The organism is Thauera sp. SDU_THAU2 (genome assembly GCF_038260575.1).
Classification (GTDB): Bacteria; Pseudomonadota; Gammaproteobacteria; order Burkholderiales; family Rhodocyclaceae; genus Thauera.
On the sequence record NZ_JBBWUN010000003.1, the window covers coordinates 4,246,072 to 4,273,048 of the forward strand.

Below are 26,977 nucleotides of genomic sequence, written 5' to 3' on the forward strand. Positions count from 1 at the left end.
AAGGATCAGCCCGTAGAGTAGATAAAGCCTCAGGCGAAACCCACCGATCTCGATGATGGGTGGATTTCGCCCGAGGCTTGACGGGTGGGTCTCGCTTCGCTCTGCCTGCGCGGCCCGACCCACCCTGCTACCAGCCTGCGTCCTTCGCCCGGCTGGCGAGGAATTCCCGCAGATACCGGCCGGTGTGCGAGCCCTTGGTCGCCATCGCCGTTTCCGGCGGGCCTTCGGCCACCACCCGGCCGCCGCCGTCGCCGCCTTCCGGGCCGAGGTCGATCAGCCAGTCGGCTTCGGCCATCACGTCCAGGTCGTGCTCGATCACCAGCACGGTATGGCCGGCATCGGCGAGGCGGTGCAGCACCCGGATCAGCTTGTCGACGTCGGCCATGTGCAGGCCCACGGTCGGCTCGTCGAGCACGTACAGGCTGTGCTTGTCGGCCGGCAGCGGCACGCCGCCGGTGTCCTCGGCATCGCCGGGACGGCGGCGCACCTTGGCCAGCTCGGTGACCAGCTTGATGCGCTGGGCCTCGCCGCCGGACAGCGTCGGGCTGGGCTGGCCCAGGGTCAGGTAGCCGAGGCCGACGTCCTGCAGCAGCTGCAGCGGATGGGCGATGGCCGGATGGGCGGCGAAGAAATCGACCGCCTCGTCCACCGGCATCGCCAGCACTTCGGCCACCGTCCGCTCCTTCCAGCGCACCGCCAGCGTCTCGGGGTTGAAGCGGGCGCCGCCGCAGCCTTCGCACGGCGTCTTCACGTCGGGCAGGAAGTTCATCTCGACCGTGGTCTGGCCGGCGCCGTCGCATACCGGGCAGCGGCCGGCCCCGGTGTTGAAGGAGAAGCGCGATGCGCTCCAGCCGCGCGTGCGGGCCTCGAAGGTGTCGGCGAACAGCTTGCGGATCGCATCCCAGAAGCCGACGTAGGTCGCCGGGCAGGAACGCGGTGTCTTGCCGATCGGGGTCTGGTCGACTTCCAGCACGCGGCCGACCTGCTGCCAGCCGTGCATCGCCTTGCAGCCGACCAGCGGTTGATCGACTTCGGCCGGCTGGGCCTGGCCGCGGCGGCGGGCGCGGGTGGCTTCGGGGTCGCCGAGGCGGGCGCGCAGGTTGGCATGGATGACGTCGCGCGCCAGGCTGGACTTGCCCGAGCCGGACACGCCGGTGACCACGCTCAGGCGGGCGAGCGGGATGCGCACCGAGACGTCCTGCAGATTGTGCAGCCTGGCGCCTTCGATCCGGATCGACGGATGATCCTTGAGCACCGGCCGGCGCGGCCGCAGCGGGTGCTGCAGCGGATGGCGGAAGCACTCGCCGGTCGCCGACGCAGGTGAAGCAAGCAGATCGGCGATGCCGCCTTCGGCCACCACCCGGCCACCGCGCACGCCGGCGCCGGGGCCGAGGTCGATGACGTGGTCGGCGCGGCGGATGGTGTCCTCGTCGTGCTCGACCACCAGCAGCGTGTTGCCGCGGTCGCGCAGAGCTTCCAGGGTATCGAGCAGCAGGCGGTTGTCGCGCGGATGCAGGCCGATCGTCGGTTCGTCGAGGATGTAGCAGACGCCACGCAGGTTGGAACCGAGCTGGGCCGCCAGGCGGATGCGCTGCGCTTCGCCGCCGGACAGCGTGGGTGCGGCGCGGTCCAGCGCCAGGTAACCCAGGCCAACGTGCTGCAGGAAGGCCAACCGGCCGCGGATTTCGGCGACGAGGTCGCGCGCGATGTCGGTTTCGCGTTCGTTCAGCGCCAGATCACCGAAGAAGACCGCAGCTTTATCCACCGGCCAGGCCGCGAGCTGGTGCAGGCCGAGCTCGCGGAAACGCACCGCCCGCGCCACCGGGTTCAGCCGCGCGCCGTGGCAGGCGGGGCAGGGCTCGTCGCTGACGATGACGCCTTCGGCATCGCCGAGATCGAGCGCATCCGGGTCTTCGATGCGCGGCGCGGTCTTCAGCCCGGTGCCGAAGCACTTCGGGCACCAGCCGTGCTTGGCGTTGTACGAGAACAGGCGCGGATCGGGCTCGGGGAAGCCGGTGCCGCAGCTCGGGCAGGCGCGCAGCGTGGAGAAGGTGATCGGTTCCGCACCCAGCCTGCCGAGCGCCAGCACCTTGATCACGCCTTTGCCGATGTCCAGCGCCTGGCGCACGAATTCGCGCAGCGTCGTCTCGTGCTCCGGCTCGACCACCACCATGCCGGTGGGCAGCTCGATGTTGTGTTCCTTGTAGCGGTCGAGCCGCGGCCACTTCGCCGTCGGCAGGTATTCGCCATCGACGCGCAACTGCGTATGGCCCTTGCTGCGCGCCCACTTGGCGAGATCGGTGTACAAGCCCTTGCGGTTGACCACCAGCGGCGCCAGCACTTCGACCGAAGCGCCGCGCAGCTCGCGCTGGATCTGGGCGACGATGGCCTCGAAGCTCTGCGGCGTCACCGGCACCTTGCAATCCGGGCAGAACTGGGCGCCCAGCTTCACGTACATCAGGCGCAGGAAGGGATGGATTTCGGTCAGCGTTGCCACCGTGCTTTTGCGCCCGCCGCGGCTGGTGCGCTGCTCGATCGCCACCGTCGGCGGAATGCCGAACAGGCCGTCGACGTCGGGCCGGCTCGCCGGCTGCACGAACTGGCGCGCATAGGCGTTGAGCGATTCCAGGTAGCGGCGCTGGCCTTCACCGAAGACGATGTCGAAGGCCAGCGTCGATTTGCCCGAGCCCGACAAGCCGGTGATGACGCTGAAGCGGTCGCGCGGAATGCTCAGGCTGACGTTCTTCAGGTTGTGCTCGCGCGCATGGCGGATCTCGATCGCCGGCGCCGCAACTGCGCGGTAGCGCACGGCCGGCTCGGCGGCCAGCAACGCGGCGCCGGAAACCTGGTCGGCCGCTTCGCTGCGCGTGCGTTGAAGCGCCTCGGCGTATTCGCGCAGCGCGGCGCCGGTAAACGAGGTTTCATGGGCACGCACCACCTCCGGCGGGCCTTCGGCGACGATCATGCCGCCGCCCTCGCCGCCTTCCGGGCCGAGGTCGATGATCCAGTCGGCGGCGGCGATCACGTCCAGGTTGTGCTCGATGACGATCAGCGAATGCCCGGCCTGCAACAGCTTGTCGAAGGCGCCGAGCAGCTTGGCGACGTCCTCGAAATGCAGGCCGGTGGTGGGTTCGTCGAACAGGAAGAGCAGGCCGGGTGCGGACTTGCCCCCGGTTTTTTCCCCAAAGTTATCCACAGGCCTGGTTTTGCGTACAGTCTTTTTCTGCGCCGCCTCGGCCAGGTGGCCGGCCAGCTTCAGGCGCTGGGCTTCGCCGCCGGACAGCGTCGGCACCGGCTGGCCGAGGCGCAGGTAGTCGAGGCCGACATCGGCCAGCGGCGCCAGCGCGGCAAGCGCCTTGGGATGCTCGCGGAAGACGTCCAGCGCTTCATGCACGGTGAGTTCGAGCACGTCCGCGACCGACAGCCCGTTCCATTTCAATTCAAGCACTTCCGGCCGGTAGCGCTTGCCGTCGCAGTCCGGGCAGCGCAGCCAGACATCGGACAGGAACTGCATCTCGACGTGCTCGAAACCCGAGCCGGTGCAGGTCGGGCAGCGGCCGTGGCCAGCATTGAAACTGAAGGTTCCCGGGGTGTAGCCGCGCTGCCTGGCCTCCGGCAGGGCGGCGAACAAGGCCCGGATCGGGTCCCAGGCACCGACGTAGCTGACCGGGTTGGAGCGCGAACTCTTGCCGATCGGCGACTGGTCGACCATGACCACGCCGCGCAAGTTATCCACATTCTCCAGGCGATCGAAATCGCCCGGCGCTTCGCTGATCGACTCGCCGAAATGCTTGGCCAGCGCCGGATACAGCACGTCCTGGATCAGCGTCGATTTGCCCGAGCCGGACACCCCGGTCAGGCAGCTCAGCCGGCCCAGCGGGAAGGCGACGTCGATGTTGCGCAGGTTGTGCTGGCGCGCGCCGGCCAGCACCAATCGCGGCGTGGCCGCATCGACCGGACGCGGCGGGCGGTCGATGTCGATACGCTTGCGGCCGGCCAGCCACGGCCCGGTCACCGAGCCGGGATCGGCGGCGATCTCGGCCGGCGTGCCGCGCGCGACGATGTTGCCGCCGCGTTCGCCGGGGCCGGGGCCGATCTCGAGCAGTTCGTCGGCAGCGACCATCACCTGCGGGTCGTGCTCCACCACCACCAGGGTGTTGCCGGCGTCGCGTAGCCGCGTCATCACCCCCAGGATGCGGCCGATGTCGCGCGGGTGCAGGCCGATCGAAGGCTCGTCGAGCACGAACAGGGTATTCACCAGCGAGGTGCCGAGCGCGGTGGTCAGGTTGATGCGCTGCACCTCGCCGCCGGACAGCGTGCGCGACTGGCGGTCCAGCGTCAGGTAGCCGAGGCCGACGTCGGCGAGGTAGTCCAGCCGGCTGCGGATCTCGCCCAGCACCAGTTCGGTGGCCTCGTCGGCCGCGCCGGGTAGGCCGAGCGCCGCCACCGCCTCGCGGACGCGATCGATCGGCAGCGCCATCAGCTCGTGGATCGCCAATCCGCGCCCGTCTTTTTCACCCCCGGTAGACACCGGCAGGCGCCACAGCAAGGCGTCGGGCTTCAGCCGCGCGCCGTGGCAGGCCGGGCATTCCGTGTAGCTGCGGTAGCGCGACAGCAGCACGCGGATGTGCATCTTGTAGGCCTTGCTCTCCAGCCAGTCGAAGAAGTGGCGCACGCCGTACCACAGGCGCGGCCAGGAGCTGTCCCAGCTCTTCCACTTCGGGTCGCCTTCGAACAGCCACTGGCGATGCTCGGGCGGCAGCTCGCGCACCGGGATGTTCATCGCCACGCCGTACTTCTTCGCCATCTTCGCCAGGTCGTCCTGGCACTCGCGGAAGCTCTCGGTCTGCCAGGGCTTCACTGCGCCCTCGGCGAGCGTCTTCGACTCGTCCGGCACCACCAGGCCGTAATCGACGCCGATCACGCGGCCGAAACCGCGGCAGGTTTCGCAGGCACCGATCGGCGAGTTGAACGAGAACAGGCCGGGCGTGGCCTCGGCATAGTGGATGTCGCACTCGGCACAGTGCAGGCCGGAGGAGTAGCGCCATATGGCCTCGCCGTCCACCGAAGCAGGATCCGGCTTCACGCCCTCGCCCGAGGCATGAACCGACATGCGGCCATTGCCGCGTTGCAGCGCGGTTTCCAGCGCTTCGGCCAGACGGGCATCGTCCACGCTGGAAGCGCGGAAGCGATCCTGCACCACCTGCAGCACGTCGCCTTCGCCGTTCCTGCCGGCGGTGCGCTGCTGGATGCGGGTGTAGCCCTGGGCGTTCAGCAGGCCGGCGACCTCTTCCTCGCTGAAGTTCGACGGCACAGGTACCGGGAAACACACCACCAGCCGCGGATCGCCCGTTGCCGCGGCGCACTCCCTGAGGTTGGTGGCAATGCTGGCCGCCGAATCGCGCCGCACCGGCTTGCCGCAGCAGCGGCAGTGCAGATGCGCCGCGCGCGCGTACAGCAGCTTGAAGTGGTCGGCCAGCTCGGTCATGGTGCCGACCGTCGAGCGCGAGGTGCGCACCGGGTTGGTCTGGTCGATCGCGATCGCCGGCGGCACGCCTTCGATGCGGTCGACCTGCGGCTTGTCCATGCGGTCGAGGAACTGGCGCGCGTAGGGCGAGAAGGTCTCGACGTAGCGGCGCTGGCCCTCGGCGTACAAGGTGTCGAACACCAGCGAGGATTTGCCCGAGCCGGACACGCCGGTAACCACGGTCAGGCGGTTCAGCGGCAGGTCGAGCGAGAGATTGCGCAGGTTGTTCTGGCGCGCGCCGCGGATGCGGATGGTGGCGGGATCGTGGTCGGCGGCGGACATGGCTCGCGGGAAAGTGACACAAGGCGACATTCTAAGGCTTGGCCCGCGCCGCACCGAATCCGTTACCAGCCTGCGGACCAGCAGTGAAACGACAGGGCCGCTACACTGCACGGCAAAGGCCCCGCTGCAGAAAAACGATGAACAGGAGACAGGCGATGGATGAATCCGCCGCCGCACCGAGGGTGTCCCAATTCCGCCTGGCCCTGCTGTGGCCGCTGCGCCTGTTGCCGGCGCCCGGCATGGCCGAAGCGCAATTGCGGCCCTGGGAAGTACTGCGCGACATGGGCGAAGCCTCGCCGTGGCGCGAAGTGGAGCACGACATCGAGCGCGAAGGCGGCTTTTTCGAGGAACGCCACTACAGCGAGTTCGTCACCTTCCTGCCCTACGTACAGCAGTTCCTGTACGGCGAAGGCCGCTCGGCGGCTGGCGGCGAACCCGGCGCAGGCGCGCCGATGCGGGTCTTCAAGCGCCGCGACGTGACCAGGATGCGCATCGCCGCGCACGAACACGACGAACCGGTGACGCTGGACGTCGTGCATGTGCATCTGTACTTCTTCTTCGACGTCGATGTGGTGATTCTCAACGTCGAGGTCAAGGGCGAGGACATGCCGCTGCCGCAGGTGCAGGACCTGATGTACCGCATCGGCCGCGCCTACCCGTCGGGCTGGGACGAGCACGGCAAGGCGCTGCACGGCCTGGCGCGATCCGAATGGCTGGCCGCCGACGGCACGGTGCTGGCACGCTCCGACGCCCACGACAAGCAGGCTTTCCTGACCCACGTCAGCCGCCACCGCTCGCCGCGCATCGCGGCGAACTGGGCTTTCCTGATGCGCCCGCTGGTCAGCGCCCATGCCGACGAGGAAGGCGCGCTGCGCTACCGCCAGATCGAATACCACCGCATGCCGCTGGCAGCCTACCTGGCGCTCGACGATCCGAGTGCGCTGACACGCAACGACTTCATCCGCCTCGGCCTGGTGACCGGCGCCGGGCCACGTAAGCCTTCAACCGCACCCGCCATCGACGGCGACGCTGCCGCGCCGCCCTATGCCGAACTCCATCTCGCGGACTTCGAGCGCCGCTATTGCTACGACCGCTTCTGGAGCGCCGGCGGCGCCGCGCCGCATACCCGCTACCTGTGCAGCGGCCATGCGCTGATCGTGGTGGGCGATGCCCGCTCGGCCTTCTTCACCGACCGCCAGCACGGCGTACTGGCGCAGTTCCGCCACCAGCATTTCCTGCTGTTCCTGATCGCGCACTTCCAGAAAGCGGCCCTGCTGACCTTTTCCGAGCGCCTGGTCGAAGCGCTGAAGCCGCTGCGGGTCAGCAACCCGACCAGCGTGCGGCGCTTCAAGCGCGCGATCCGCGCCAGCTTCGAACGCTTCCTGCGCTTCACCCACCGCTACTGGTTCCACGACATCGCCGAGCAGGCGCAGACGCGCGCGCTGTTCCGCATGACCACCGAGCACCTGCAGACCGATTCGCTGTACGCCGAAGTCAAGGAGCGCACCGCCGACATGAACACCTATCTCGACGCCGACGGCCTGCGCCGCCAGGCCAACACGGTGGTGCGATTGACGGTGGTGACGATCTTCGGCCTGATCGGTTCGATGACCACCGGCTTTCTCGGCATGAACCTGCTGGCGGAAGCGAATTCGCCGCTGTCCCGGCGGCTGCTCCTGTTCGTGCTGGTGGCCGGCGTCTTCAGCGGGCTGACAATCTACACCATGGTGAAATCGAAACGGCTGTCGGACTTCCTCGACGCGGTGTCCGACGAACGCCTGTCAACCTGGAGCAAGGTCAAGGCTTTCGCCGCGGTATGGCGGCCTGGACGCGAATGAAGCCCGAAAAAGAAAGGCCCCGTGACGGGGCCTCTCGTGCGGCATGCAAGCAGATGCTTACTTGACGCGGTTCTTGTACTCGTCGGTACGGGTGTCGATTTCGATCTTGTCGCCGATTTCGACGAAGGCCGGAACCGGCAGCTCGAAGCCAGTGCCGATACGGGCCGGCTTCATGACCTTGCCCGAGGTATCGCCCTTGACGGCCGGTTCGGTATAGACCACTTCGCGCACGACGCTGTTGGGCAGCTCGACCGAGATCGCCTTGCCGTTGTAGAACACGACTTCGCACTGCAGGCCGTCTTCGAGGTACTTCAGCGCGTCGGTCATGTTCTCGGCTTCGACTTCGTACTGCTCGTAGTCGGCGTCCATGAACACGTACATCGGATCGGCGAAGTAGGAGTAGGTGACTTCCTTGCGGTCGAGCACCACGACTTCGAACTTGTCGTCGGCCTTGTAAACCGACTCGGACGGCGCGCCGGTGAGCAGGTTCTTGAGCTTCATCTTCACGACCGCGGCATTGCGGCCGGACTTGTTGTATTCGGTCTTCTGCACCACCAGCGGGTCGCTGCCGACCATGATGACGTTGCCCGAGCGGAGTTCCTGAGCGGTTTTCATGCTGATTCCTGATTGAGTCGATGCGGCACGGCTGCCGCATGTCCTTGAAAAATTTAGCCGCGGGATTCTACCCTGCCGATGCCTTGCTGTGCGAGCAGAATTCCACCAGGCGCGTCACCAGGTCCGGCCGTACGGCGAGGGAATCACCCCAGGCGGCCGCATGGCGGCCCAGCGCCGGCAGCGCGGCGGCGAAGGCCGGCCATGCCGCCGCCGGATCTCCACGGCCGTTCCAGGCCAGCCAGAAATCGCTCAGTGCAGTCTTCCCCTGCGCCGGCAGGCCGGCGGTGTAGCACGCCATGAAGGCTTCGAGCTTGTCGAAGTGGGCCTCGTCCTGCTGCGGATAGATGTGCCAGGCAAAAGGCCGGCCGGCCCACTGGGCGCGGACGAAGGAGTCCTCGCCGCGGACGAAGTTCAGATCGCAGGCCCACAGCAGCTCGTCGTAGCCGTCCTGGTCGGTGAAGGGCAGCACATGCAGGTCCAGCGCGCCCTTGCTCACGGCATCACCCACGCCGAGCCCGCCGCGGCCGAGGGCGCGCGCCACGTCCGCCAGCACCCGCCCTTCGGGAACGAACAGATGCGTCCGCCGAAGCCCCTTCATCCAGGCCTGCAGCAAGGCAGGCAAAGCCGGCTGCTCGTAGGCGAACAAGGACACGCAAGTGTCGCCCGCCTCGCGCCGCACGCCTCTGCGTGCAAGCCATTGCTCACGCCCGCAGCGGTCGCGCAGGAAAGCGGCGCGGCGCTCCAGCAGCCCTGGCTCACGCAGCAGGCCCCCCGTTCCATCACCGAAACCCGGAAAGAAGAAATGCTTGGCCAGCGGCAGGCGCGGATGCGGCGAAGCCATGCCGTGGCAGCCCGCCACCCAGTCCTCGGCCGACAGGTATTCGAGGTTGATCCACACCGGCGCCGGCTGCCGCCGCGCCATGGCCTGCAGATGCGTTTCAGGGATCTCGCAGGCGAAGGCTTCGATGACGACACTGGCCGGTTCCACGGCAGGAAAGGGCGCGGCCCACTGCCGCAGTTCCACGCCTGCGATGACGCCGCCCACGGCCGGGTCGATGTTTCCGGCTGCCGGACAGAGGCGCAGCAGCACCGCCCAGTCATCCACCCACAGCCGGACGCCGGCACCCGTACGCGCCGCCAGATCCCGTGCCAGCCGCCAGCACACGCCGATATCCCCAAAATTATCCACAACCTGGCAGAAGATCTCCCAGGTGGGAACAGAGGGTTCATGGGCGGCATTCATGGATGTGGATAATTTTGCGTAGAAAGAGGGGAAAGCTTGTGAACAAAGGGGAAAAATCGCATTGCCGGAAAAACCATGGACAATCGGCGCACAGGCATCCGCTTGCCTTGTCCACGCTGTTCTACAGTCCAGGAACCAGTGCGCTTCAAGGCCTTGACGGACTTATCCACAGATTTTGCCTTACTGTTTACATCTTTATCTTTAAATAAAAAGAAAAACATATAGAACAAACTTGGCACCTTTCCTCAGCGTTGCCGGCAGGTAGAAAACAAAAATGGAAGACCTCGTGGCAGGACTGGAAACACACGAGGGTGGACCGGGAGTCAGGCCAGGCAGGTCCATAGCCTGCGAAACCCGCCACACAGAACTTCGTGCCGGGTTTCACCTTCGATGCCACCGGTACGGCCCGTACCTGGTGGCCAAAGCAACTACTCAGACGAAATCGGCCAAGGCCTGCAAGTCGCCGGTTTCCAGCCAACGCCATTGCCCGGGTTCGAGCGCAGGATCCAGCGACGAGCCGCCGATCCGGCTGCGCTGCAGGGCTTCCACCCGGTTGCCGGCGGCACCGATCATGCGCTTGACCTGGTGGTACTTGCCTTCGCAGATGGTCAGTTGCAATTGCGTCGGCGAAGTCAGCACGCAGGCGGCTGCAGCGATCGGCGCCGGCTCGTCGTGCAATTCGACCCCGGCAAGCAGGCGGGCGGTGAAGCTTTCATCCACCGGATGCTTCAGCGTCACCTCATACACTTTCGGCGTGCGCTTCTTGCCCGAGCTCCACTGGTGGATGAACTGGCCGTCGTCCGACAGCAGCAGCAATCCGGTGGTGTCCTGGTCCAGCCGGCCGACGCACTGCACGCCGCGCAGCAGCATCTGCTGCGGCAGCAGGGTGAATACGGAAGGGTGGAAGGTCGGCTTGTGCGAGCACTCGTAGCCGGCAGGCTTGTGCAGCATCAGGCAGGCCTTGGCGCGGTAGCGCCAGCTCTCGCCGCCGACGCTGAATTCGAGCCCCGCCGAGCCGTCGCTGCTGCCCGGGTCGAAATCGGCGGAAGGGTCTTCGCACGGAACGCCGGCGACGCTGACATGGCCGGCACGGATCAGGGCACGGCATTCCTTGCGGCTGCCGAATCCCTGGGAATGGAGGAGTCGTTCGATCTGCATGAGGCGCATGTTATCCCGGCCATGGCGGGCGTCGGGGTAAACTGTGGCGCTCGCCGTTCAGGAGATGCCCGTGAATTTCGAACACCTGGTCGAAGTCAATGACCTCGCCGATCCGCAGCAGGACGTGCTGACACGCGAGGAGCTGTGGTTCGGCCTGCTGTGCAGGGCGGAAGACGCGCGCGCCTTCCTGCCGGGGCTGGAAGCCTGCAACATCGTCGAGCGCAGGGACGGCGAACTGGTGCGCGACCTGCATTTTGGCCATGCGATCGTCCGCGACCGCGTGACCTTCAAGGCGATGGAGTGGATCTGCTTCGAATCCGAAGCCAACGAGGAGCATGCCGGCGGTAGCTTGAGGATCAGCATCGAGGAGCCGGAGACCGGCTCGCTGTTCCTGCGCTTCCGCTATCGCACCACGCTGCCGGAAGGCGCCGGCAGCGAGGACGGTCGTTATGTCGAGTTCGTGCGTTCGGCCTATCACCAGTCCGACGTCGATACCGTCCGCGTCATCCGCATGATCGCCGCATCCGGCGGCTTGCAGCAGTGACCCTGACACACTGATTCCAATCTTTACCGCGCCCGCTGCAGCCATGGCGGGCGTGTTTTCGTTCACAACAAGGAAGACCCCTACCGATGTGGTTCAAGAACCTGCAGATCTATCGCCTGCCCGCCAACTGGGACATCAGCGCCGAGCGCCTGGAAGAGCAACTGGCGAAGAAGCCCTTCCACCCCTGCGGCAGCCAGGACATGGAAAGCCGCGGCTGGCTGTCGCCGCTGAACAACGAGGTGCTGGTGCATGCCGTCGGCGGCCAGTGGCTGGTGTCGCTGGGCTTCGAGCACCGGCTGCTGCCTTCGGCCGTGGTCAAGCAGGAAGCCGATGAGCGTGCCGAGGAAATGGCCGAGCAGCAGGGCTACAAGCTCGGCCGCAAGCAGATGAAGGAGCTGCGCGAACAGGTCACGCAGGAGCTGCTGCCGCGCGCCTTCACCCGCCGCCGGCGCATGTTCGCCTGGATCGATCCGGTCAACGGCTGGCTGGTGGTCGACGCCGCCAGCCAGAGCAAGGCCGAGGACGTGCTCGAACAGTTGCGCCATACCCTCGACAGCTTCCCGCTGAGCCTGCTGCGTACCGAACGCTCGCCGACTTCGGCGATGGCCGACTGGCTGGCCGGTGGCGAGGCGCCGGAAGGTTTCACCATCGACCAGGACTGCGAGCTGCGTTCGATCGGCGAGGACAAGGCGGCCGTGCGCTACGTGCGCCACACGCTGGAAGGCGAGGAGGTGAAAGGCCACCTCGAGGCCGGCAAGCTGCCGACCCGGCTGGCACTGACTTTCGACGACCGCATCAGCTTCGTGCTGACCGAGAAGCTGGAAATCAAGCGCCTGGATTTCCTCGACGTCGTGCGCGACCAGATCGACGGCGAGCAGGACGATGCCGAAGCGCTGTTCAACGCCGAATTCGCGCTGATGACCGGCGAGCTGGCGCAGCTGCTGCCGGCAATCGTGCAGGCACTGGGTGGCGAGATCGTGGCCACACCGGCCGAGGCAAAACCGGACGCCACGCCGGCGATGAAGGTGCCGGCTCCTGAAACAGCAACGAGTGTGGCGGCAGACGATCCGCCGTTCTGACCTCTTTCAGGCCCTTTCCCGCAAGGAAAGGGCCTTTTCTTTTGGTGTATACAGGTTCTATATATTTAAAAGACTGTAAACATCATGTACGCCCTGTTTCTGTGGATAAGCTTCTTTATTACTTTAAAAACAGTTGTTTGTGCACTGCATAAGGCCGTGCATGGTTCGTCTGGAAGCACTGGATGCTTTGTTGATGAAAAACACCATGTGCGGCAGAACCGGCTTTGTCCACAGTTTCCTCCCCTTCAGGACCACAGTTTTTCCACTGCACCGGATACCCATCCGTACTGGGGAATCGAACCGGCAGCAGCCGAGCTGCGCTAAAGTCGCGCCATGGACTACACATCACTCATCGAATGGTGGCACTGGGAAATCGTCGGCGTCGGGCTGGTGCTGCTCGAGCTGGTGATCCCGGCCTTTTTCGTCATCTGGTTCGGCCTTGGCGCGCTGCTGGTCGGCTTGCTGCTGCTGGCGATGCCGGATTTGTCCCTGCCGACGCAGATCGCCGCCTGGACGGTGGCGTCGGTGGCGATGGCGGTGCTGTGGTTCCGGGTGTTCAAGCGCTCGCAGCACAAGACCCTGATCGGTACCGCTGCGGGCGAGGTCATCGGCGAAGTAGGGTTGCTGGTCAGCGCAGTGGCGCCGTTCGAGCGTGGCAAGGTACGCTTCCAGCGTCCGGTGCTGGGCGCGGAGGAATGGGCCTGCATGGCCGAAAGTCCGATCGCGGCCGGCGAGCGGGTGCGCGTCGTCAGCGTCGAAGGCAGTTTCGTCAAGGTGGCGAAAGCCTGATCGTTTCAATCCACGGGAAAACACATCCATGACCGAAGGCCTCGCCATCGCGCTCGCCGTCCTGATCTTCATCGTCATCACCATCGCCAAGGGCGTGCGGCTCGTCTCCCAGGGCGAGGAATGGGTGGTGGAACGGCTCGGCAAGTACCACGCCACGCTGCGGCCGGGCCTCAACATCCTGATTCCCTATCTCGACAACGTCGCCTACAAGCTGGTGACCAAGGACATCATCCTCGACGTGCAGGAGCAGGAGGTGATCACCCGCGACAACGCGGTGATCCTGACCAATGCCATCGCCTTCGTGAAGGTGACCGATCCGGTCAAGGCGGTGTATGGCGTGACCGACTTCTCCGAAGCGATCCGCAACCTGATCATGACGACATTGCGCTCGATCGTCGGCGAAATGGAGCTGGACGAGGCCTTATCGTCGCGTGACAAGATCAAGGCCAGGTTGCGCGAGAGCATTGCCGACGAGGCGGTGGATTGGGGCCTGACGGTGAAGTCGGTCGAGATCCAGGACATCAAGCCGTCGCCGTCGATGCAGAAGGCGATGGAGCTGCAGGCCGCCGCCGAACGCGAGCGCAAGGCCGCGGTGACCAAGGCCGAAGGCGCCAAGCAGGCGGCGATCCTCGAAGCCGAAGCCCGGCTGGAGGCGGCCAAGCGCGACGCCAATGCCCAGGTGATGCTGGCCGAGGCTTCGGCCGAATCCATCCGCCGGGTGACGGCGAGCATCGGCGACCAGACCACGCCGATGCTCTATCTGCTGGGCGAGAAGTACATCGCTGCGCTGGAGAAGCTGGGTGAAGGCAGCGGCTCCAAGGTGGTGGTGATGCCGGCCGACCTGCAGGAAACCCTGCGCGGCCTCGTCGGCCGGCTGGGGGTGCGCGGCTGAAAGCCGCGGCTGCATGAATCGAACCAAACCAAGCAACAGGAAGAGGACCATGAAACTCGAAATCCATAATGCAGGACGCGTATTGCTGGCCGCCACGGCCCTGTCTGCCGCCGCAGGCGGCGCGATGGCGCAGAACTTCGTCACCGACAAGGCCGAAGTCGAGAAGATGCTGAGCGGCGCGACCTTCATCGGCGTCTATCTGCGCACCGAGTCCGCCTACACGCTCAGTTTCGGCACCGACGGCAAGCTGACCGACGCCACCGGCGCCAACGGCCGCTGGTGGGTGGATGAGCAGGGGCGCTACTGCCGCGAATGGCTGGACGGCAAGCTCCAGGGCAATTCCGGCTGCATGGAAGTCGAATTCGACGACGGCCAGGTCGCGTTGTATTCCAAGGGCAAGAAGGTTTCGGAAGGCATCCTGACCAGCAGGTGAGCATGGCCTTGCCGATCCGTTTCTGCCTGCTCGTCTGCGGCCTGTTCGCGGCTGCCGGCGCCGCTGCGATGACGCTGACGGTGCAGAACGAACCTCACCTGGCGCATGCCCGCGCCTTGGTGCAGGAGGCCTTGCGCGTCGGCGGGCTGACGGTCGACATGGTCGATGCGTCCAAGGGCAACGAGCGGCGCAACGTGGCCCTGATCTCCGAGGGGCTGACCCACATCGACATGATGCCGGCCACGCCCATCCGTCTCGAGCTGGTACGCAGCGGCAAGCTGAGGATGATCCCGATTCCGCTCGACCGCGGCCTGCTGGGATACCGGGTCAATCTGCTGCTGGAGAGCCGGCGCGACATGCTTGCCGGCGTCCGGACTGCGGAAGACCTGCGGGCCTTCAGCCTGGGGCAGAACGTCGGCTGGATGGACGTCGAGATTTACCGTGCGGCCGGCATCCCGACCAAGGAGATCAAGGATTGGGCCGACGGTGAGTTCGCGCTGCAGATGGAGGCCGGCTTTCTCGATCTTTTCCCGCTCGGGCTGGAAGAGACGCTCACCCACTTCCTGCCGCATTTCCGCAGGAAATACCCGCAATTGACCATCGATCCGCATGTGATCGTGCGCTATCCGTGGTTTCGCTTCGTGTGGGTGTCGCCGAAGCCCGAGGCCGACGAAGTCTTCGATGTACTGCAGCGTGGCTTCGACGAAATGGTCGCCAACGGCCGCTTTCTGGAGATCTGGCAGCAGTATCGCAAGCCGCCGCCGGATTCGGTCTTCAAGGACCGTGTCATCATCGACATCCCCAACCCCTTCTACGGCTACGACCTGGTGCCGCCGAAGTATCGCCATCTTCTTTTCGAGGACAGGGCGAAGTGAGCCTCGGATTTCCGTGGAGCGATACCCGGCCCCGCCGGCCGCTGTATCGGCAGTTCATCGGCCAGCTGCTCATTCCCCTGGTCATCGCCTTCGTGCTGGCTGCCGCCGGCACGGTGCTCATCGGCTACCGGGTCGAACTTGCGGCGCAGGTTTCGCACCGGGAGGATCTCGTTCGCGTCTTCTCGCACGCCCTGGTCAAGCCGCTGTGGGATTGCGACAGCACGGCCTCGCAAGGCGTGGTCGATGCATTGGCCTCGCTGCCGACGGTAGCGGGCGCCCAGTTGCAGGATTTGTGCAACAACCTGTCGCTGAAGGCGGGTGAGGTCGGGTCTGCACAGACGGAAACGCAGCAATACAGCCAGCGCGTGATCTACGTCGACCAGCAGGGACGCCAGTACACCGTCGGCGAGCTGACGGTGACCTTCCATCCGGCTTCCATCGCCAATGCCGCGCTCGACATGATGTGGCGCTATCTGGTGCTGTTCTTCGTCATGCTCGGTGTGATGATGGTGGGCGCGATCCTGGTCTTCAGGCGCACCATCAGCCAGCCGCTGGCGCGCTTCCAGGCAGCCATCCGCACCGGCGTGGGCTTCGGCGGCGACGATCTGCCGCGGCTCGACGACGAGATCCGCAAGCACAACGACGAGCTCGGCGACGTCATGCGCGCCTATGACGAATTGATGGTCGAGCTTGCCAGCGTGATCGACAGGTTGCGCGACAACGAACGGGTGCTGATGGAGATCGCCCGTCTCGACCCGCTGACCAAGCTCGGCAACCGGCTGGTGCTGGAAGAAGAACTGTCCGACGCGGTGGCGCGTGCCGAGCGGCAGCAAACGATCGGCTGCGTGATGCTGATCGACCTGAATCGTTTCAAGCCGATCAACGACACCTATGGCCACGCGGCGGGGGATGCCGTGCTGAAGGAAACGGCGCGCCGCCTGTTGAGCAGCGTGCGCCGTTCCGATACCGTGGTCCGCCTCGGCGGCGACGAGTTCGTCGTCATTGTCGAGAACCTGCATTGGCCCTACGAACCCCAGGTCCTGATCGACAAGCTGTACAGGGCCATTTCCGCGCCGCTGGAGTACGACGGCCACATTCTCGAAGTCGGCGCCAGCATCGGTGCGGCCTGTTTCCCCGCCGACGGTACGAACAGCGTGACCCTGCTCGCCCATGCCGACCATGCCATGTACGCCAACAAGAAGCGCGAGCAGTGAAAGGCGGCCTGGTCCGTGCGTTCAGCGCCGCAGTGCGCGGACGGCTTCGGCCAGGGCCCGCACCGACAGCGGCGAGCTGCCTTCTGCCTTGTTGCTGAGCGTGACGTAGGCGTTCCGGCCGGCGCCGACCGTGCCGGCGATGACCCGTGCCAACGCGGCACGGGTGTCCAGATCCGGATCGATCAGCTTGTCATAGGGCGCATACACGCGGCGTGCTTCCTCGTAGCCGAAGGCGCCGTGCAGCGGATTGAGATTCCAGCGGCACACCAGCGGCCCCGGCCACAGTGCACGCAGAATGGGAATCTGATCGGTAATGCGTGGCATCTTGGCATGCAGACCCATGCAGTAGGTCGCGCCGGTGTCGCGCAGCGCCTGGGTGAAAGCCGGCACCAGCCATTGCGGATCGCGCACTTCCACCGCCACCACGGCATCGGGCGCAGTGGCGCGCAGCTCGGGGATGGCAGCCAGCATCGTGTGCAGGCGCGCGATCAATTCCGGTATCCGCGTCAGCCAGTCGGTGGGCAGCGGGCTGATCTGGAACACCAGCGCGCCGGCTTTCTTGCCCATGCCGGCCAGCACGGGCTCGATGAAATCCCGCAGCGCAGGCTCCGTGGCGAGGAAATCGGGATTCGGCTGGCGCCCGCGGCCCGATGAGTCGCGCAGCATGGCATCGGTCACGGCGCCCGGCGCCTTGATCACGAAGCGGAAATCCTCGGGCACCTGCGCCGCATAGTCGGCGTACTGGGCTGCGCTCAGTGGCCGGTAGAAGCTGCGATCGAGCCCGACCGTGCGAAACAGCGGATGCTGCGCATAAGCCGGCAGGCCGTGGCTGGACAGCACCGCGTCCGGATAGTCGCGCTTCCACACCATTCCGGCCCAGCCTGGGTAGTTCCACGACGAAGTGCCGAAGCGCAGCCGAGGAGGCAGCGCGGCGGCCAGCTCGACCAGCGCCGGGTCGGGCGCTGCAGCCTCGACTACGGGCGGCAGGCCGGCCTCGTCATTGGCGAAAAGCGAATTCTGCATGGCTAGTGAGAGACGGGCGCAATGAGCGGAATTCTAAGCCGATGCGCGATAATCGCCCGCTCGAAACACCCGCGGAGACGAAATTGAGCATGCGCGAGCGGCTGGAAGTACTGCAGGAGCGGGATTTCGTCTTCTTCCTGAGCGCGAAGATCCTGGTCACGCTGGCCGCCGAGATGGTCAGCGTCGCGGTCGGCATGCAGGTTTATGAACTGACCGGCGACCTGCTCGCGCTCGGCCTGGTCGGGCTGGCGCAGTTCCTGCCGTTCGTGGTGCTGATCCTGCCCGCCGGCCAGGTCGCGGATCGCAAGGAGCGCAGCCGCATCATCGCCGTGTGCTTCGCCCTGCAAGGCTTGGCATCCGCCGCGCTGTTGGCCATCACGCTGTCGGGCTGGCGCGAAGTCGGCCTGATCTACGCCGTGCTGGTGCTGCTCGGCTGCGCGCGGGCCTTCATGATGCCGGCCAGCCAGGCGGTGCTGATCAACTTGGTGTCGGCGCCGCGTTTTGCCCAGGCGGTGGCGCTGCACTCCTCGTCCTTCCACATCGCGGTGATCGTTGGTCCGGTGCTCGGCGGCGTGGTTTATCTCGGCGGGCCGCACGCGGTCTATGTCGCCTCGACCACGCTGTTCTGCTGCGCGGTGCTGCTGATGAGCCGGGTGCGCAGCGGCTTGCGCCACGTGTCTGTACAGGAAAGTGATCGCGGTGCCGGCGCGGTGTTCGAGGGCCTGCGCTTCGTGTTCTCGCGCCCGGTGGTGCTGGGTGCGGTATCGCTCGACCTGTTCGCGGTGCTGTTCGGCGGTGCGGTGGCGCTGCTGCCGGCAATGGCGACCGACGTGCTGCATACCGACGCCGCTGGCCTCGGCCTGCTGCGTGCAGCGACGGCGGTGGGTGCTGCGCTGGCCGCAGTGATGCTGGTATGGCGGCCCATCCGCCGTAACGTCGGGCCCTGGATGTTCGGTGGTGTCGCCCTGTTCGGTGCCTCGATGGTGCTGTTCGGCCTGTCCACCAGCCTACTGCTGTCCGTCGTTGCGCTGGCGTTGAGCGGCGCGGGCGACATGGTCAGCGTCTATGTGCGCCAGATCCTGGTGCAGCACGAGACACCGGACGAAATCCGCGGCCGTGTCAGTGCGGTCAATTCGGTGTTCATCGGCGCCTCGAACCAGCTCGGCGACTTCGAATCCGGTGTTGCCGCGCGCCTGCTCGGCCTGGTGCCGGCGGTCGTGTTCGGCGGCGCGGCGACACTCGCCGTGGCCGGCGGATGGATGAAGCTGTTCCCGGTGCTGGCGAGGATGGACGTGTTTCCGCATCTGCTGGCGGCGGAGGCCGGGGAGCGCAAGAACGAAGCACCGTAGGCGGGGAACCGATCGGATCACCCTCTTCGTGGCCGATCGGTCGGCGCCTCCAACATTCTCACGGACGGTGTGACGCCAGGTTGTCGCTTTGGGGACGGCAGAAGCGCTTGTCGAACCAGTCGCGCAGCATGGCCTGCTCATAGGGCAGCGGCTTGCCGTCGTGGCGTACCCAGGCGCTGCGGCGCAGATAGTTCATATCTCTCAGCCGTTCGCGGCCGCTTTCCAGCGCAGTGCCATCGGCCGCATGCCTGGTGAATTCGAACTCCAGCCGTGGCCAGGTGATGTCGGTCATCATCCGCAGGTTGTCGTTGCCGTGATGCCACCATTCCTGGCGCCCGGCAAGGTCGACGTCGAGCACCCGCACTTCGAGGCGTTCGCCCGGTTTCAGGCAACGTTTGCCCTCGGTGGCAAAGTGGCGTTCCAGTGCCTTCAGGTTGCGTTCGCGGTCGTATCCGTAGCGGCCAACGTCGATGTAGCCTTCCGGCTCGACGAATTCCACCGTGACCTGCGGTGATGGTTCCGCCGGGGCTGTGATCGGGAAGGCCAGCAGCACAGCGGCTGCGGCGAGAAAGTGTTTGCGGAGCATGGCTGTTCTCCGTTGCTCATACAATCCTTCGACAAGGCTGCGGTGCAAAAGGTGCTGATACGGCGGTGTTGTTTCAGCGATCCGTGTCGTAGGATGAGCAGGGAACGTAGCGAAACCCATCGATCACGGCTTATTTTTCATACCGGTTTCCGCTCTTCACCCACAGCGCCATGAACTATCTCGCCCACGCCTTCCTCGCCGGTCCCTTGTCCTCCGACCGCGTCGGCGGCATCGCCGGCGATTTCGTCCGCGGCCCGCTCGACCCGCTACCGCCTGGCATCGGCCCCCTGCTCGGCGCCGGCCTCGTCCTGCACCGCCGCATCGACGCCTACGCCGATACGCATCCCGCCTTCCAGCGCAGCCGCGCCCGCGTCAGCGCCCAACGCCGCCGTGTTGGCGGCATCATGGTCGATCTGTTCTATGACCATTTCCTTGCCGTGCATTGGACGGAACTGGCGAAGGATTTGCCCGGGGAAAGCGAGCTGGAATGCTTCACTGCCAACACCTATCGGCTCGTCGCCATCCATCCCGAGCCCTTGCCGCCGGCGTTCCGTGAGGTGTTCGCCCGCATGGCCGCGCAGGATTGGCTGGCCAGTTATCGCGACCCGGCTTCGGTGGCTTTGGCCCTTGATCGTATCGGGGAATATCGCTTGCGACAGCCCAATCAGTTGAAGGGGGCGGGGGAGGAGTTGCTGGAGAATTACACGGGTTTTGAAGAGGATTTCATGGTGTTCCTGCCGGATGCGCTGGCGTTCGCGGGGTCGGTGCAGCGGGAGCGCTTCCTCGTGAAAGACCAGGGTCGGGGGGACATGAGCTGAATCCGCGCAGGGAAGGCTGTCTGCATTATGGCCGCACGGTGATCTATGGTTTTGCGGCTCTGACCGGGTCAGAGATCTCTTGCTTAAATATCCAGCTATCCGGGCGCAGAAGGCGGTGGTGACCGTGCCGTCCAACTAATGGAGCCGCAGGCGCGGTGGCGCGGCTTATATAAGAATGTTGATCACGAGGCAATCTGGCGATTCCAACATTCATAGGGGGAGATACCACAGATGGCAGTACGCGAATTCACCGCCGAAGGCGCCTTGCATCTCTTTTCCGGGCTGCCCAGCGCGCTGTGCCCAGCCCATATTTTCCAGGCGATCGACGACGAGCAACTGAGGGCGCAACTCGTCGGCTGCAATCTTTATCTGGTGACCTGTCGCCGACGTATTCTGGTCGATCCTAGGTCCATTGATCTAAGTGGAGACACGATCACCGGCCACCTCTGCGTCGCTCGCGAAGGCTGGGTGGCGCTGCCGTTCCGATTCCGTCTATCGTTCGAGCATCACCTGGGCCATCCTGAATCCCTGGAGGTGATGGTTTCGACCGGAGGTACGCATGTGGCCGTGCAGCGCGGCGGCGCCACGATCTTCATCGCCTCGCATGTGATCATCGCCCAGGCGGAATGTGATCTCACCGCCGAAGAACGCGACCTGCATGTCCTGTACGTTGGCCAGGGCGTCGGTCGCACCCGCGCCAAGCTGGCGATCGACCGCCTTTCCAACCATGCGACGCTGCAGCGCATCCTGGCGGACATGCATACCTACCACCCGGATACGGAGGTCCTGTTGTTGCTGTACCGGTTTGATCAGTCCAGGACGATCGTGAGCACGGGCGGCGACATGAATCTCGAGGTCGCCGCCGGAACCAATGAGGATGGGCTTCACTTGAAGCGGCTGTGCGATGCGAGGATCGACCGGCGGGCGCGCATCTCGCTGGCAGAAGCGGCCCTGATCAATTATTTCCAGCCGCCCTACAACGTGATGTTCCGGAAGACGAACTTCGCGACGCAGCGCAAGCTCAGGCTGTTGCGGGAAGTACTGAGTCACGACCTGACCGGGCTGATCGTGGAGATCTGTTCGCACACCCTGCGCGCGCGATTGCGCTCCGAGGCGCACCCGCCCGTCGAACTCGATTCCGTGATTGTTGAGGGGTACCGCCACCTCGCGGAAGAATCGGGTGAGCTCGCGGAACAGGCGCGCCAGGAACTGGAGCAGATGCTGCATACCCACAACGCCAACTTTCCACTCACCCGGGCAGACGAGCGCGACACCTTCCTCCATGGAACATGCTGGTTCGGTACAGATGAGCGACAGTCGTTTCTCTAGCCGTTGCGGATGGAATCCCTTTCAACGGAGAAGCAGGTTGAACCACCTCGATTTCTCGTTTCTCAGTTCCTTGTTGCTTCGCCGGGCGGTTCGTCTGGTTTGTGTGCGCTAGCTTGGCAAGTCGTATCAATTGCGAATCGAGAAGCATTTCACGGTATGTGCTAGGTAGGTGAAGATGTTTGCTTTTCGGTTGGAGCGCTCCGTCGTCGCCCGGCCTTTGATCGACAGTTGTCGACCCGTTGCGGGCATTCGATTCTGCACGTCCAGTGACTGTTTGCAGTAGAAGCAAGCAGCTATTCTAGCGATGGCGCAGAGTCCGCGCTACCCGTCCATTACAGGTCCACGTGATTGCTGCTGAGACTGTACGCTATCCTTCTCCTTGGCGTTAGAAAGCTGCATGCGTCGAATCTCGTAGTGCATCTTTCGTGGCCAGTCTGAACCAAGACACTTATTGAGCAGTTGGTTCAACGCGGGAAAATCCACCAACTCAATCATCGAATTCTCGTTCGCTTCTTTGTGGGCTGCGCGCGTAAAGCGGCATGTGGCAATGACGACCCCTTTATTTGCTTGGCGTCGGGAAACCACCCCTAAAAGCTCTCGGATCGGACGGACTCCGACTGCATCCTCATATCGCTTGCATTGGATAAGTATGGTTGCCTTTGCTCCTGCATCCATGCCAAACGCCTCCACATCGACACCGCCATCGTATGACTTTCCGGTTAGCCTAGTCTTATACCCAAGCCGTGTATAGAGTGCAGCGACTAGGAACTCGAAGTCTTCTGGAGCCAGTGCGAGTAACTCATCTCGTGGGTTCTCTCGATGAAAATAGCGTGCCTTGATGACAGCCTCGGCATCCACCAGACCACGAGCACGACCATCCGGGAAGTGTTCACAATGAGCCAAAAAGTAAGCATCCAAAGCACTGATTGCTTTCGACGGATGATCGGGGAGAAGATCAAGAACCCACGTGTTCCCCTGCCAAGGCAGGAATGGAGGTTCCATCATTCTCCTGATGAACTCGCTTGTCTCCATTAGGTGCTCCAGCTCCTCGTTAGGCAAGGTGTACAGGTAGTTTCTCGTATGCTGATCAGCACCCAACGAGCCGCCTTCAAAAAGAAAGTTTTGCAGAATGCATTTAACCACCGCTTCGGGATAACTGTTAATTTCCTCTAGGAATTGATTTCGATGGTCATCCGTTGGAAACTCGTAATCCGTTAGTTGCACTTTGCGTTCATGCTTGGGTTGGATAACGTGTTTTAGCCACTCCTCCAGAGTAAGGTCGCGTGCGGTAATGAATGGCTTTTCCTTTGACATGACAAAATATTAATTCTTACGCTGAGTGTCCATGGCCGAACGTTCTGGTTTTTCGTCATCGTGGCCCTGAATGTTTGAAGCGGTCAGTTGTCGGGCCGGCCGTGAAGGACCGCAGGTGGCCGATAGCGGATGTTATCAGCATCCTACCTGGCGGTTAGCTTTGGCTTGAATTCTGACGCTCGCTCTGTGAGGTTTCCATGAAAAAAGCTCCCTGGGGAGCTTTTTTCATTATCTCTGTCACCAACAATCTCACACATCAATATTCTGCGCATACAGCGCATTCCCCTCGATGAACGCCCGTCGCGGCTCCACGTTGTCCCCCATCAGCGTCGTGAAGATCTCATCCGCCGCAATCGCGTCATCGATCTGCACGCGCAGCAGGCGGCGAACCGCAGGGTCCATGGTCGTTTCCCACAACTGCTCGGGATTCATCTCGCCCAGGCCCTTGTAGCGCTGCTTGGTGAGGCCGCGTTCGACTTCGCGCAGCAGCCAGGTGATGGCATCGGCGAAGCGGGTGATGGGCTGGCGCTTTTCGCCGCGGCGGGTTTCGGCGCCGGGGCCGATCAGGCCGGCGATGGCTTCGGCGGCGTTGCGGATGCTGCGGTAGTCGCCGGAGACGAGGAAGTCCTGTTCGATCCAGCCGTACTTGAGGTTACCGTGGTGCAGGCGCTCGATGACGAGGCGCCAGGCTTCGGCTTCTTCGTTGTACTCGGGGTAGATGCTGAGGCCGTCGGGCAGGTGGGGCTGGATGCTTTCGGCCGAGGCGCGGGCGGCGGTTTCGTCGTCGAGGCTGACCTGCAGGTCGTGGGCGAGCATGACTTGCAGGACTTCGGGGTCGATGTAGTTGGCCAGGCGCTTGATGACGGCTTCGGCCAGCAGGTAGCTGCGGGCGAGGCCGCCGAGGGCTTCGTCGACGATGGGCGCGGCGCTTTCGCGCGGGGTCAGGCTGGCGCCGTCGAGGGCGAGCTTGAGCAGGTGGCCGTTGAGCTCGTGGTCGTCCTTGATGTAGATCTCGGTCTTGCCGTGCTTGATCTTGTACAGCGGCGGCTGGGCGATGTAGATGTGGCCGCGTTCGACCAGTTCCGGCATCTGGCGGTAGAAGAAGGTGAGCAGCAGGGTGCGGATGTGGGCGCCGTCGACGTCGGCGTCGGTCATCAGGATGATGCGGTGGTAGCGCAGCTTTTCGGGCTTGTAGTCGTCCTTGCCGATGCTGGTGCCGAGCGCGGTGATCAGGGTGGCGATTTCCTGGCTCTGCAGCAGCTTGTCGAAGCGGGCTTTCTCGACATTGAGGATCTTGCCCTTGAGCGGCAGGATGGCCTGGAACTTGCGATCGCGGCCTTGCTTGGCCGAGCCGCCGGCGGAGTCGCCCTCGACCAGGTAGAGTTCGCACAGCGCGGGGTCTTTTTCCTGGCAGTCGGCGAGCTTGCCGGGCAGGCCGACGCCGTCGAGCACGCCCTTGCGGCGGGTCATTTCGCGGGCCTTGCGGGCGGCGTCGCGGGCGCGGGCGGCTTCGACGATCTTGTTGCAGATGGTCTTGGCGTCGATCGGGTTTTCGAGCAGGAAGTCGGCGAGCTTGCTGGCGACGACCTCTTCCACTGCCGGGCGGGCTTCGGAGGACACCAGCTTCATCTTGGTCTGGCTGGCGAACTTGGGGTCGGGCATCTTGACCGATAGCACGCAGGCGAGGCCTTCGCGCATGTCGTCACCGCTGATGTCGACCTTGGCCTTCTTGGCGATCTCGTTTTCTTCGATGTACTTGTTGATGACGCGCGTCATCGCCGCGCGCAGGCCGGTGAGGTGGGTGCCGCCGTCGGCCTGCGGGATGTTGTTGGTGTAGCACAGCACCTGTTCCTGGTAGCTGTCGTTCCACTGCATGGCGACTTCGACCGTCAGCTCGGCATCGTGGCCCTGGCCGGTGGGGATGCGGGTGTTGCCGGTGGCGTAGAAGACGTTGGAGTGCAGCACCGTCTTGGCGCGGTTGATGTACTCGACGAAGCCCTTGACGCCGCCGGCGAAGGCGAAGTCCTCTTCCTTGCCGGTGCGCTGGTCGACGAGGCGGATCTTGACGCCGTTGTTGAGGAAGGAGAGTTCGCGCAGGCGCTTGGCGAGGATGTCGTAGTGGTATTCGACGGTGCCGAAGATTTCGTCGTCGGCCAGGTAATGCACCTTGGTGCCGCGCTTGCTGGTTTCACCGACGATGCGTGCAGGGCTGACCTCGACGCCATCGACGACTTCGATGACGCGGTTCTGCGGTTTGCCGCGCTCGAATTCGAGCTGGTGCTTCTTGCCGTCGCGCGAGACGATGACCTGCATCCACTTCGACAGCGCGTTGACGCAGGACACGCCGACGCCGTGCAGGCCGCCGGAGACCTTGTAGCTGTTCTGGTTGAACTTGCCGCCGGCGTGCAGCACGCACATGACGATTTCGGCCGCCGAGCGCTTGGGTTCGTGCTTGTCGTCCATCTTGACGCCGACCGGGATGCCGCGGCCGTTGTCGGTCACCGAGATCGAGTTGTCGGCGTGGATGGTGATGACGATGTCGTCACAGTGGCCGGCCAGGGCCTCGTCGATGGAGTTGTCCACGACTTCGAACACCATGTGGTGCAGGCCGGTGCCGTCGGAGGTGTCGCCGATGTACATGCCCGGGCGCTTGCGCACCGCCTCCAGCCCTTCGAGCTGCTGGATGCTGGATTCGTCGTAGTCGTTGCTCCCTTGCGGGGCCGGCGTGTTTTGCGGTTCGGACATGGTCATCTCGGTGATTCAAAGAACGCTGCTGCTAAGAAACAAAATTGCCACAGTGGAGCGTGAAGAAACCGTAGCGAGCGGGTCGGCGTTGGCGCGAGAAGCGCAGCCATACTGCTGTATGGCGAGCATCACAGCGGCGACGCCGACCCGCGCAACAGGTTTATTCGCGCTCCACTAAATGCGCATCGGCATCACGACGTATTTGAACTTGTCGTTGCCGGGCAGGGTGATCAGGGCGCTGGAGTTGCCGTCGTTGAAGCGCCAGTCGACCGTCTCGGACGAGAGGTTGTTGAGCACGTCGAGCAGGTAGGTGACGTTGAAGCCGATGTCGAGCTTGTCGTCGTGGTAGTCGATTTCGAGCTCTTCCATCGCCTCTTCCTGCTCGGCGTTGGTCGACACGATCTTGAGCAGGCCGTCCTCAAGCACCATGCGCACGCCGCGGAACTTCTCGTTGGTCAGGATCGCGGCGCGCTGCAGCGCGGCCAGCAGCGGCTGGCGGGCGAAGTTGATCAGCTTGGGGTGGGCCTGCGGAATCACGCGCTCGTAGTCGGGGAACTTGCCGTCGATCAGCTTGGTGACGAGCTCGATCGGGCCGAAGCGGAACACCGCCTGGTTGCCGGCGAGGACGATTTCCAGCGGGTCCTCGCTGTCGGCGAGCTGGCGGGCGAGTTCGAGCACGGTCTTGCGCGGCAGGATGGCTTCGGTGCGCTGTTCCACCGGCGCGTCGAGGTCGGCGGCGGCATAGGCCAGGCGGTGGCCGTCGGTGGCGACCATGCGCAGTTCGCCGCCGTCGGCGATGATGAGCAGGCCGTTGAGGTAGTAGCGGATGTCCTGCTGCGCCATCGAGTACGACACCTGGGCGAGCAGGCGCTTGAAGCTGCGCTGGCTGATGGTGATGCGTGCGGCGGCTTCGTCCGGCGGCGACAGGCGCGGGTAGTCGGCGGCGGGCAGGGTCTGCAGCTGGAAGCGGCTGCGGCCGGCCTTGACGGTGAGGCGCTTGTCGTCGAGCGTCAGGTTGATGTCGACGCCGTCGGGCAGGGCGCGCAGGATGTCCTGCAGCTTGCGCGCGCCGACGGTGATCGAGGCGTCTTCGCCGCCGATGTGGCCGGCGGTGATGGTGCGGATCTGGATCTCGATGTCGGTGGCCAGCATCGTGAGCTGGTCGCCGCGCTTCTCGATCAGCACGTTGGACAGGATCGGGAGCGTGTGGCGCTTTTCGACGATGCCGGCAACCGACTGCAGCGGGGCCAGGAGCGCATCGCGGGTGGTGGTGAGCAGGAGCATGGCGTCAGATCGGGTCGTTGAGTTGATCGGAAGGAGTCAG

General features: G+C 64.6%; 22 protein-coding genes. 12 read left to right on the forward strand and 10 right to left on the reverse strand.

The genetic code is table 11. The features are described from left to right. Window positions 1-127 precede the first annotated feature (127 nt). A complete protein-coding gene (gene uvrA / locus AAFL97_RS21565) occupies window positions 128-5,809 on the reverse strand; it encodes an excinuclease ABC subunit UvrA (RefSeq protein ID WP_341646678.1) in 5,682 nt (1,893 codons plus the stop codon). A gap of 155 nt (window positions 5,810-5,964) precedes the next feature. Between uvrA and AAFL97_RS21570 the strand changes: the two genes are divergently transcribed. Continuing rightward, window positions 5,965-7,647: a hypothetical protein gene (locus AAFL97_RS21570; RefSeq protein ID WP_341646679.1), complete on the forward strand. Its 1,683-nt coding sequence runs from the start codon at window positions 5,965-5,967 to the stop codon at window positions 7,645-7,647. Between the two features lie 57 nt (window positions 7,648-7,704). Here the strand turns inward: AAFL97_RS21570 and efp are convergent, their stop codons facing one another. The 4 genes from efp to AAFL97_RS21590 all read right to left on the reverse strand — a co-directional run bounded on the left by efp (window position 7,705) and on the right by AAFL97_RS21590 (window position 10,672). After that, window positions 7,705-8,262, reverse strand: coding sequence for an elongation factor P (efp, locus tag AAFL97_RS21575; protein WP_068635665.1), 558 nt, complete (start codon window positions 8,260-8,262; stop codon window positions 7,705-7,707). 67 nt (window positions 8,263-8,329) lie between these two features. Beyond that, window positions 8,330-9,505 carry an elongation factor P maturation arginine rhamnosyltransferase EarP gene (gene earP / locus AAFL97_RS21580; RefSeq protein ID WP_341646680.1) on the reverse strand — a complete coding sequence of 392 codons (1,176 nt, stop codon included), beginning with the start codon at window positions 9,503-9,505 and terminating at the stop codon, window positions 8,330-8,332. Beyond that, a complete protein-coding gene (locus AAFL97_RS21585) occupies window positions 9,502-9,735 on the reverse strand; it encodes a hypothetical protein (RefSeq protein ID WP_341646681.1) in 234 nt (77 codons plus the stop codon). The genes earP and AAFL97_RS21585 overlap by 4 nt, the downstream gene beginning before the upstream one ends. A 202-nt stretch (window positions 9,736-9,937) precedes the next feature. Continuing rightward, the gene (locus AAFL97_RS21590; RefSeq protein WP_341646682.1) at window positions 9,938-10,672 is read right to left on the reverse strand and encodes a 16S rRNA pseudouridine(516) synthase; all 735 of its coding nucleotides are present in this window, start codon (window positions 10,670-10,672) and stop codon (window positions 9,938-9,940) included. Window positions 10,673-10,733: 61 nt separating this feature from the next. Here AAFL97_RS21590 and AAFL97_RS21595 point away from each other — a divergent pair, with 61 nt between their 5' ends. The 8 genes from AAFL97_RS21595 to AAFL97_RS21630 all read left to right on the forward strand — a co-directional run bounded on the left by AAFL97_RS21595 (window position 10,734) and on the right by AAFL97_RS21630 (window position 16,489). Continuing rightward, window positions 10,734-11,207: an SRPBCC family protein gene (locus AAFL97_RS21595; RefSeq protein WP_341646683.1), complete on the forward strand. Its 474-nt coding sequence runs from the start codon at window positions 10,734-10,736 to the stop codon at window positions 11,205-11,207. Between the two features lie 86 nt (window positions 11,208-11,293). Beyond that, window positions 11,294-12,286: a recombination-associated protein RdgC gene (locus tag AAFL97_RS21600; protein WP_341646684.1), complete on the forward strand. Its 993-nt coding sequence runs from the start codon at window positions 11,294-11,296 to the stop codon at window positions 12,284-12,286. A gap of 84 nt (window positions 12,287-12,370) precedes the next feature. After that, window positions 12,371-12,610, forward strand: coding sequence for a hypothetical protein (locus AAFL97_RS21605; protein WP_341646685.1), 240 nt, complete (start codon window positions 12,371-12,373; stop codon window positions 12,608-12,610). Between the two features lie 9 nt (window positions 12,611-12,619). Further along, entirely contained in the window at window positions 12,620-13,075 is a 456-nt protein-coding gene (locus AAFL97_RS21610; protein ID WP_341646686.1) for an NfeD family protein, read from the forward strand. Between the two features lie 28 nt (window positions 13,076-13,103). Beyond that, the gene (locus AAFL97_RS21615) at window positions 13,104-13,967 is read left to right on the forward strand and encodes an SPFH domain-containing protein (protein WP_341646687.1); all 864 of its coding nucleotides are present in this window, start codon (window positions 13,104-13,106) and stop codon (window positions 13,965-13,967) included. A 49-nt stretch (window positions 13,968-14,016) separates the two neighbouring features. Then, window positions 14,017-14,400, forward strand: coding sequence for a hypothetical protein (locus tag AAFL97_RS21620; protein ID WP_341646688.1), 384 nt, complete (start codon window positions 14,017-14,019; stop codon window positions 14,398-14,400). A gap of 2 nt (window positions 14,401-14,402) precedes the next feature. Beyond that, complete coding sequence (locus AAFL97_RS21625) at window positions 14,403-15,275, forward strand: amino acid ABC transporter substrate-binding protein (RefSeq protein WP_341646689.1); 873 nt, start codon at window positions 14,403-14,405, stop codon at window positions 15,273-15,275. Beyond that, window positions 15,272-16,489 (forward strand): diguanylate cyclase domain-containing protein, encoded by a 1,218-nt coding sequence (locus AAFL97_RS21630; protein WP_341646690.1) that lies wholly within the window; start codon window positions 15,272-15,274, stop codon window positions 16,487-16,489. The genes AAFL97_RS21625 and AAFL97_RS21630 overlap by 4 nt, the downstream gene beginning before the upstream one ends. A gap of 21 nt (window positions 16,490-16,510) precedes the next feature. On the opposite strand, the gene AAFL97_RS21635 is transcribed toward AAFL97_RS21630, so the two are convergent. Beyond that, window positions 16,511-17,512, reverse strand: a complete 1,002-nt coding sequence (locus AAFL97_RS21635) for a DUF72 domain-containing protein (RefSeq protein WP_341646691.1) — start codon at window positions 17,510-17,512, stop codon at window positions 16,511-16,513. Between the two features lie 41 nt (window positions 17,513-17,553). Between AAFL97_RS21635 and AAFL97_RS21640 the strand changes: the two genes are divergently transcribed. After that, window positions 17,554-18,861 (forward strand): MFS transporter, encoded by a 1,308-nt coding sequence (locus AAFL97_RS21640; RefSeq protein WP_341646692.1) that lies wholly within the window; start codon window positions 17,554-17,556, stop codon window positions 18,859-18,861. Window positions 18,862-18,919: 58 nt separating this feature from the next. Here AAFL97_RS21640 and AAFL97_RS21645 read toward each other — a convergent pair whose 3' ends face one another. Next, window positions 18,920-19,447, reverse strand: a complete 528-nt coding sequence (locus tag AAFL97_RS21645; protein WP_341646693.1) for a DUF3016 domain-containing protein — start codon at window positions 19,445-19,447, stop codon at window positions 18,920-18,922. Between the two features lie 170 nt (window positions 19,448-19,617). On the opposite strand from AAFL97_RS21645, the gene AAFL97_RS21650 reads away from it, so the two are divergent. Both AAFL97_RS21650 and AAFL97_RS21655 read left to right on the forward strand, forming a co-directional pair. Continuing rightward, window positions 19,618-20,265 (forward strand): acyl carrier protein phosphodiesterase, encoded by a 648-nt coding sequence (locus AAFL97_RS21650; protein ID WP_341646694.1) that lies wholly within the window; start codon window positions 19,618-19,620, stop codon window positions 20,263-20,265. 231 nt (window positions 20,266-20,496) lie between these two features. After that, window positions 20,497-21,594 carry a hypothetical protein gene (locus tag AAFL97_RS21655; RefSeq protein ID WP_341646695.1) on the forward strand — a complete coding sequence of 366 codons (1,098 nt, stop codon included), beginning with the start codon at window positions 20,497-20,499 and terminating at the stop codon, window positions 21,592-21,594. 321 nt (window positions 21,595-21,915) lie between these two features. Here the strand turns inward: AAFL97_RS21655 and AAFL97_RS21660 are convergent, their stop codons facing one another. From AAFL97_RS21660 to dnaN, 3 genes are all read right to left on the reverse strand, one after another. Continuing rightward, the gene (locus AAFL97_RS21660) at window positions 21,916-22,908 is read right to left on the reverse strand and encodes a restriction endonuclease (protein ID WP_341646696.1); all 993 of its coding nucleotides are present in this window, start codon (window positions 22,906-22,908) and stop codon (window positions 21,916-21,918) included. A 249-nt stretch (window positions 22,909-23,157) separates the two neighbouring features. Next, on the reverse strand, window positions 23,158-25,653 hold the full coding sequence (gene gyrB, locus AAFL97_RS21665; RefSeq protein ID WP_341646697.1) for a DNA topoisomerase (ATP-hydrolyzing) subunit B: 2,496 nt from the start codon (window positions 25,651-25,653) through the stop codon (window positions 23,158-23,160). A 174-nt stretch (window positions 25,654-25,827) separates the two neighbouring features. Further along, window positions 25,828-26,937, reverse strand: coding sequence for a DNA polymerase III subunit beta (gene dnaN / locus AAFL97_RS21670; protein WP_341646698.1), 1,110 nt, complete (start codon window positions 26,935-26,937; stop codon window positions 25,828-25,830). Between the last annotated feature and the right edge of the window lie 40 nt (window positions 26,938-26,977).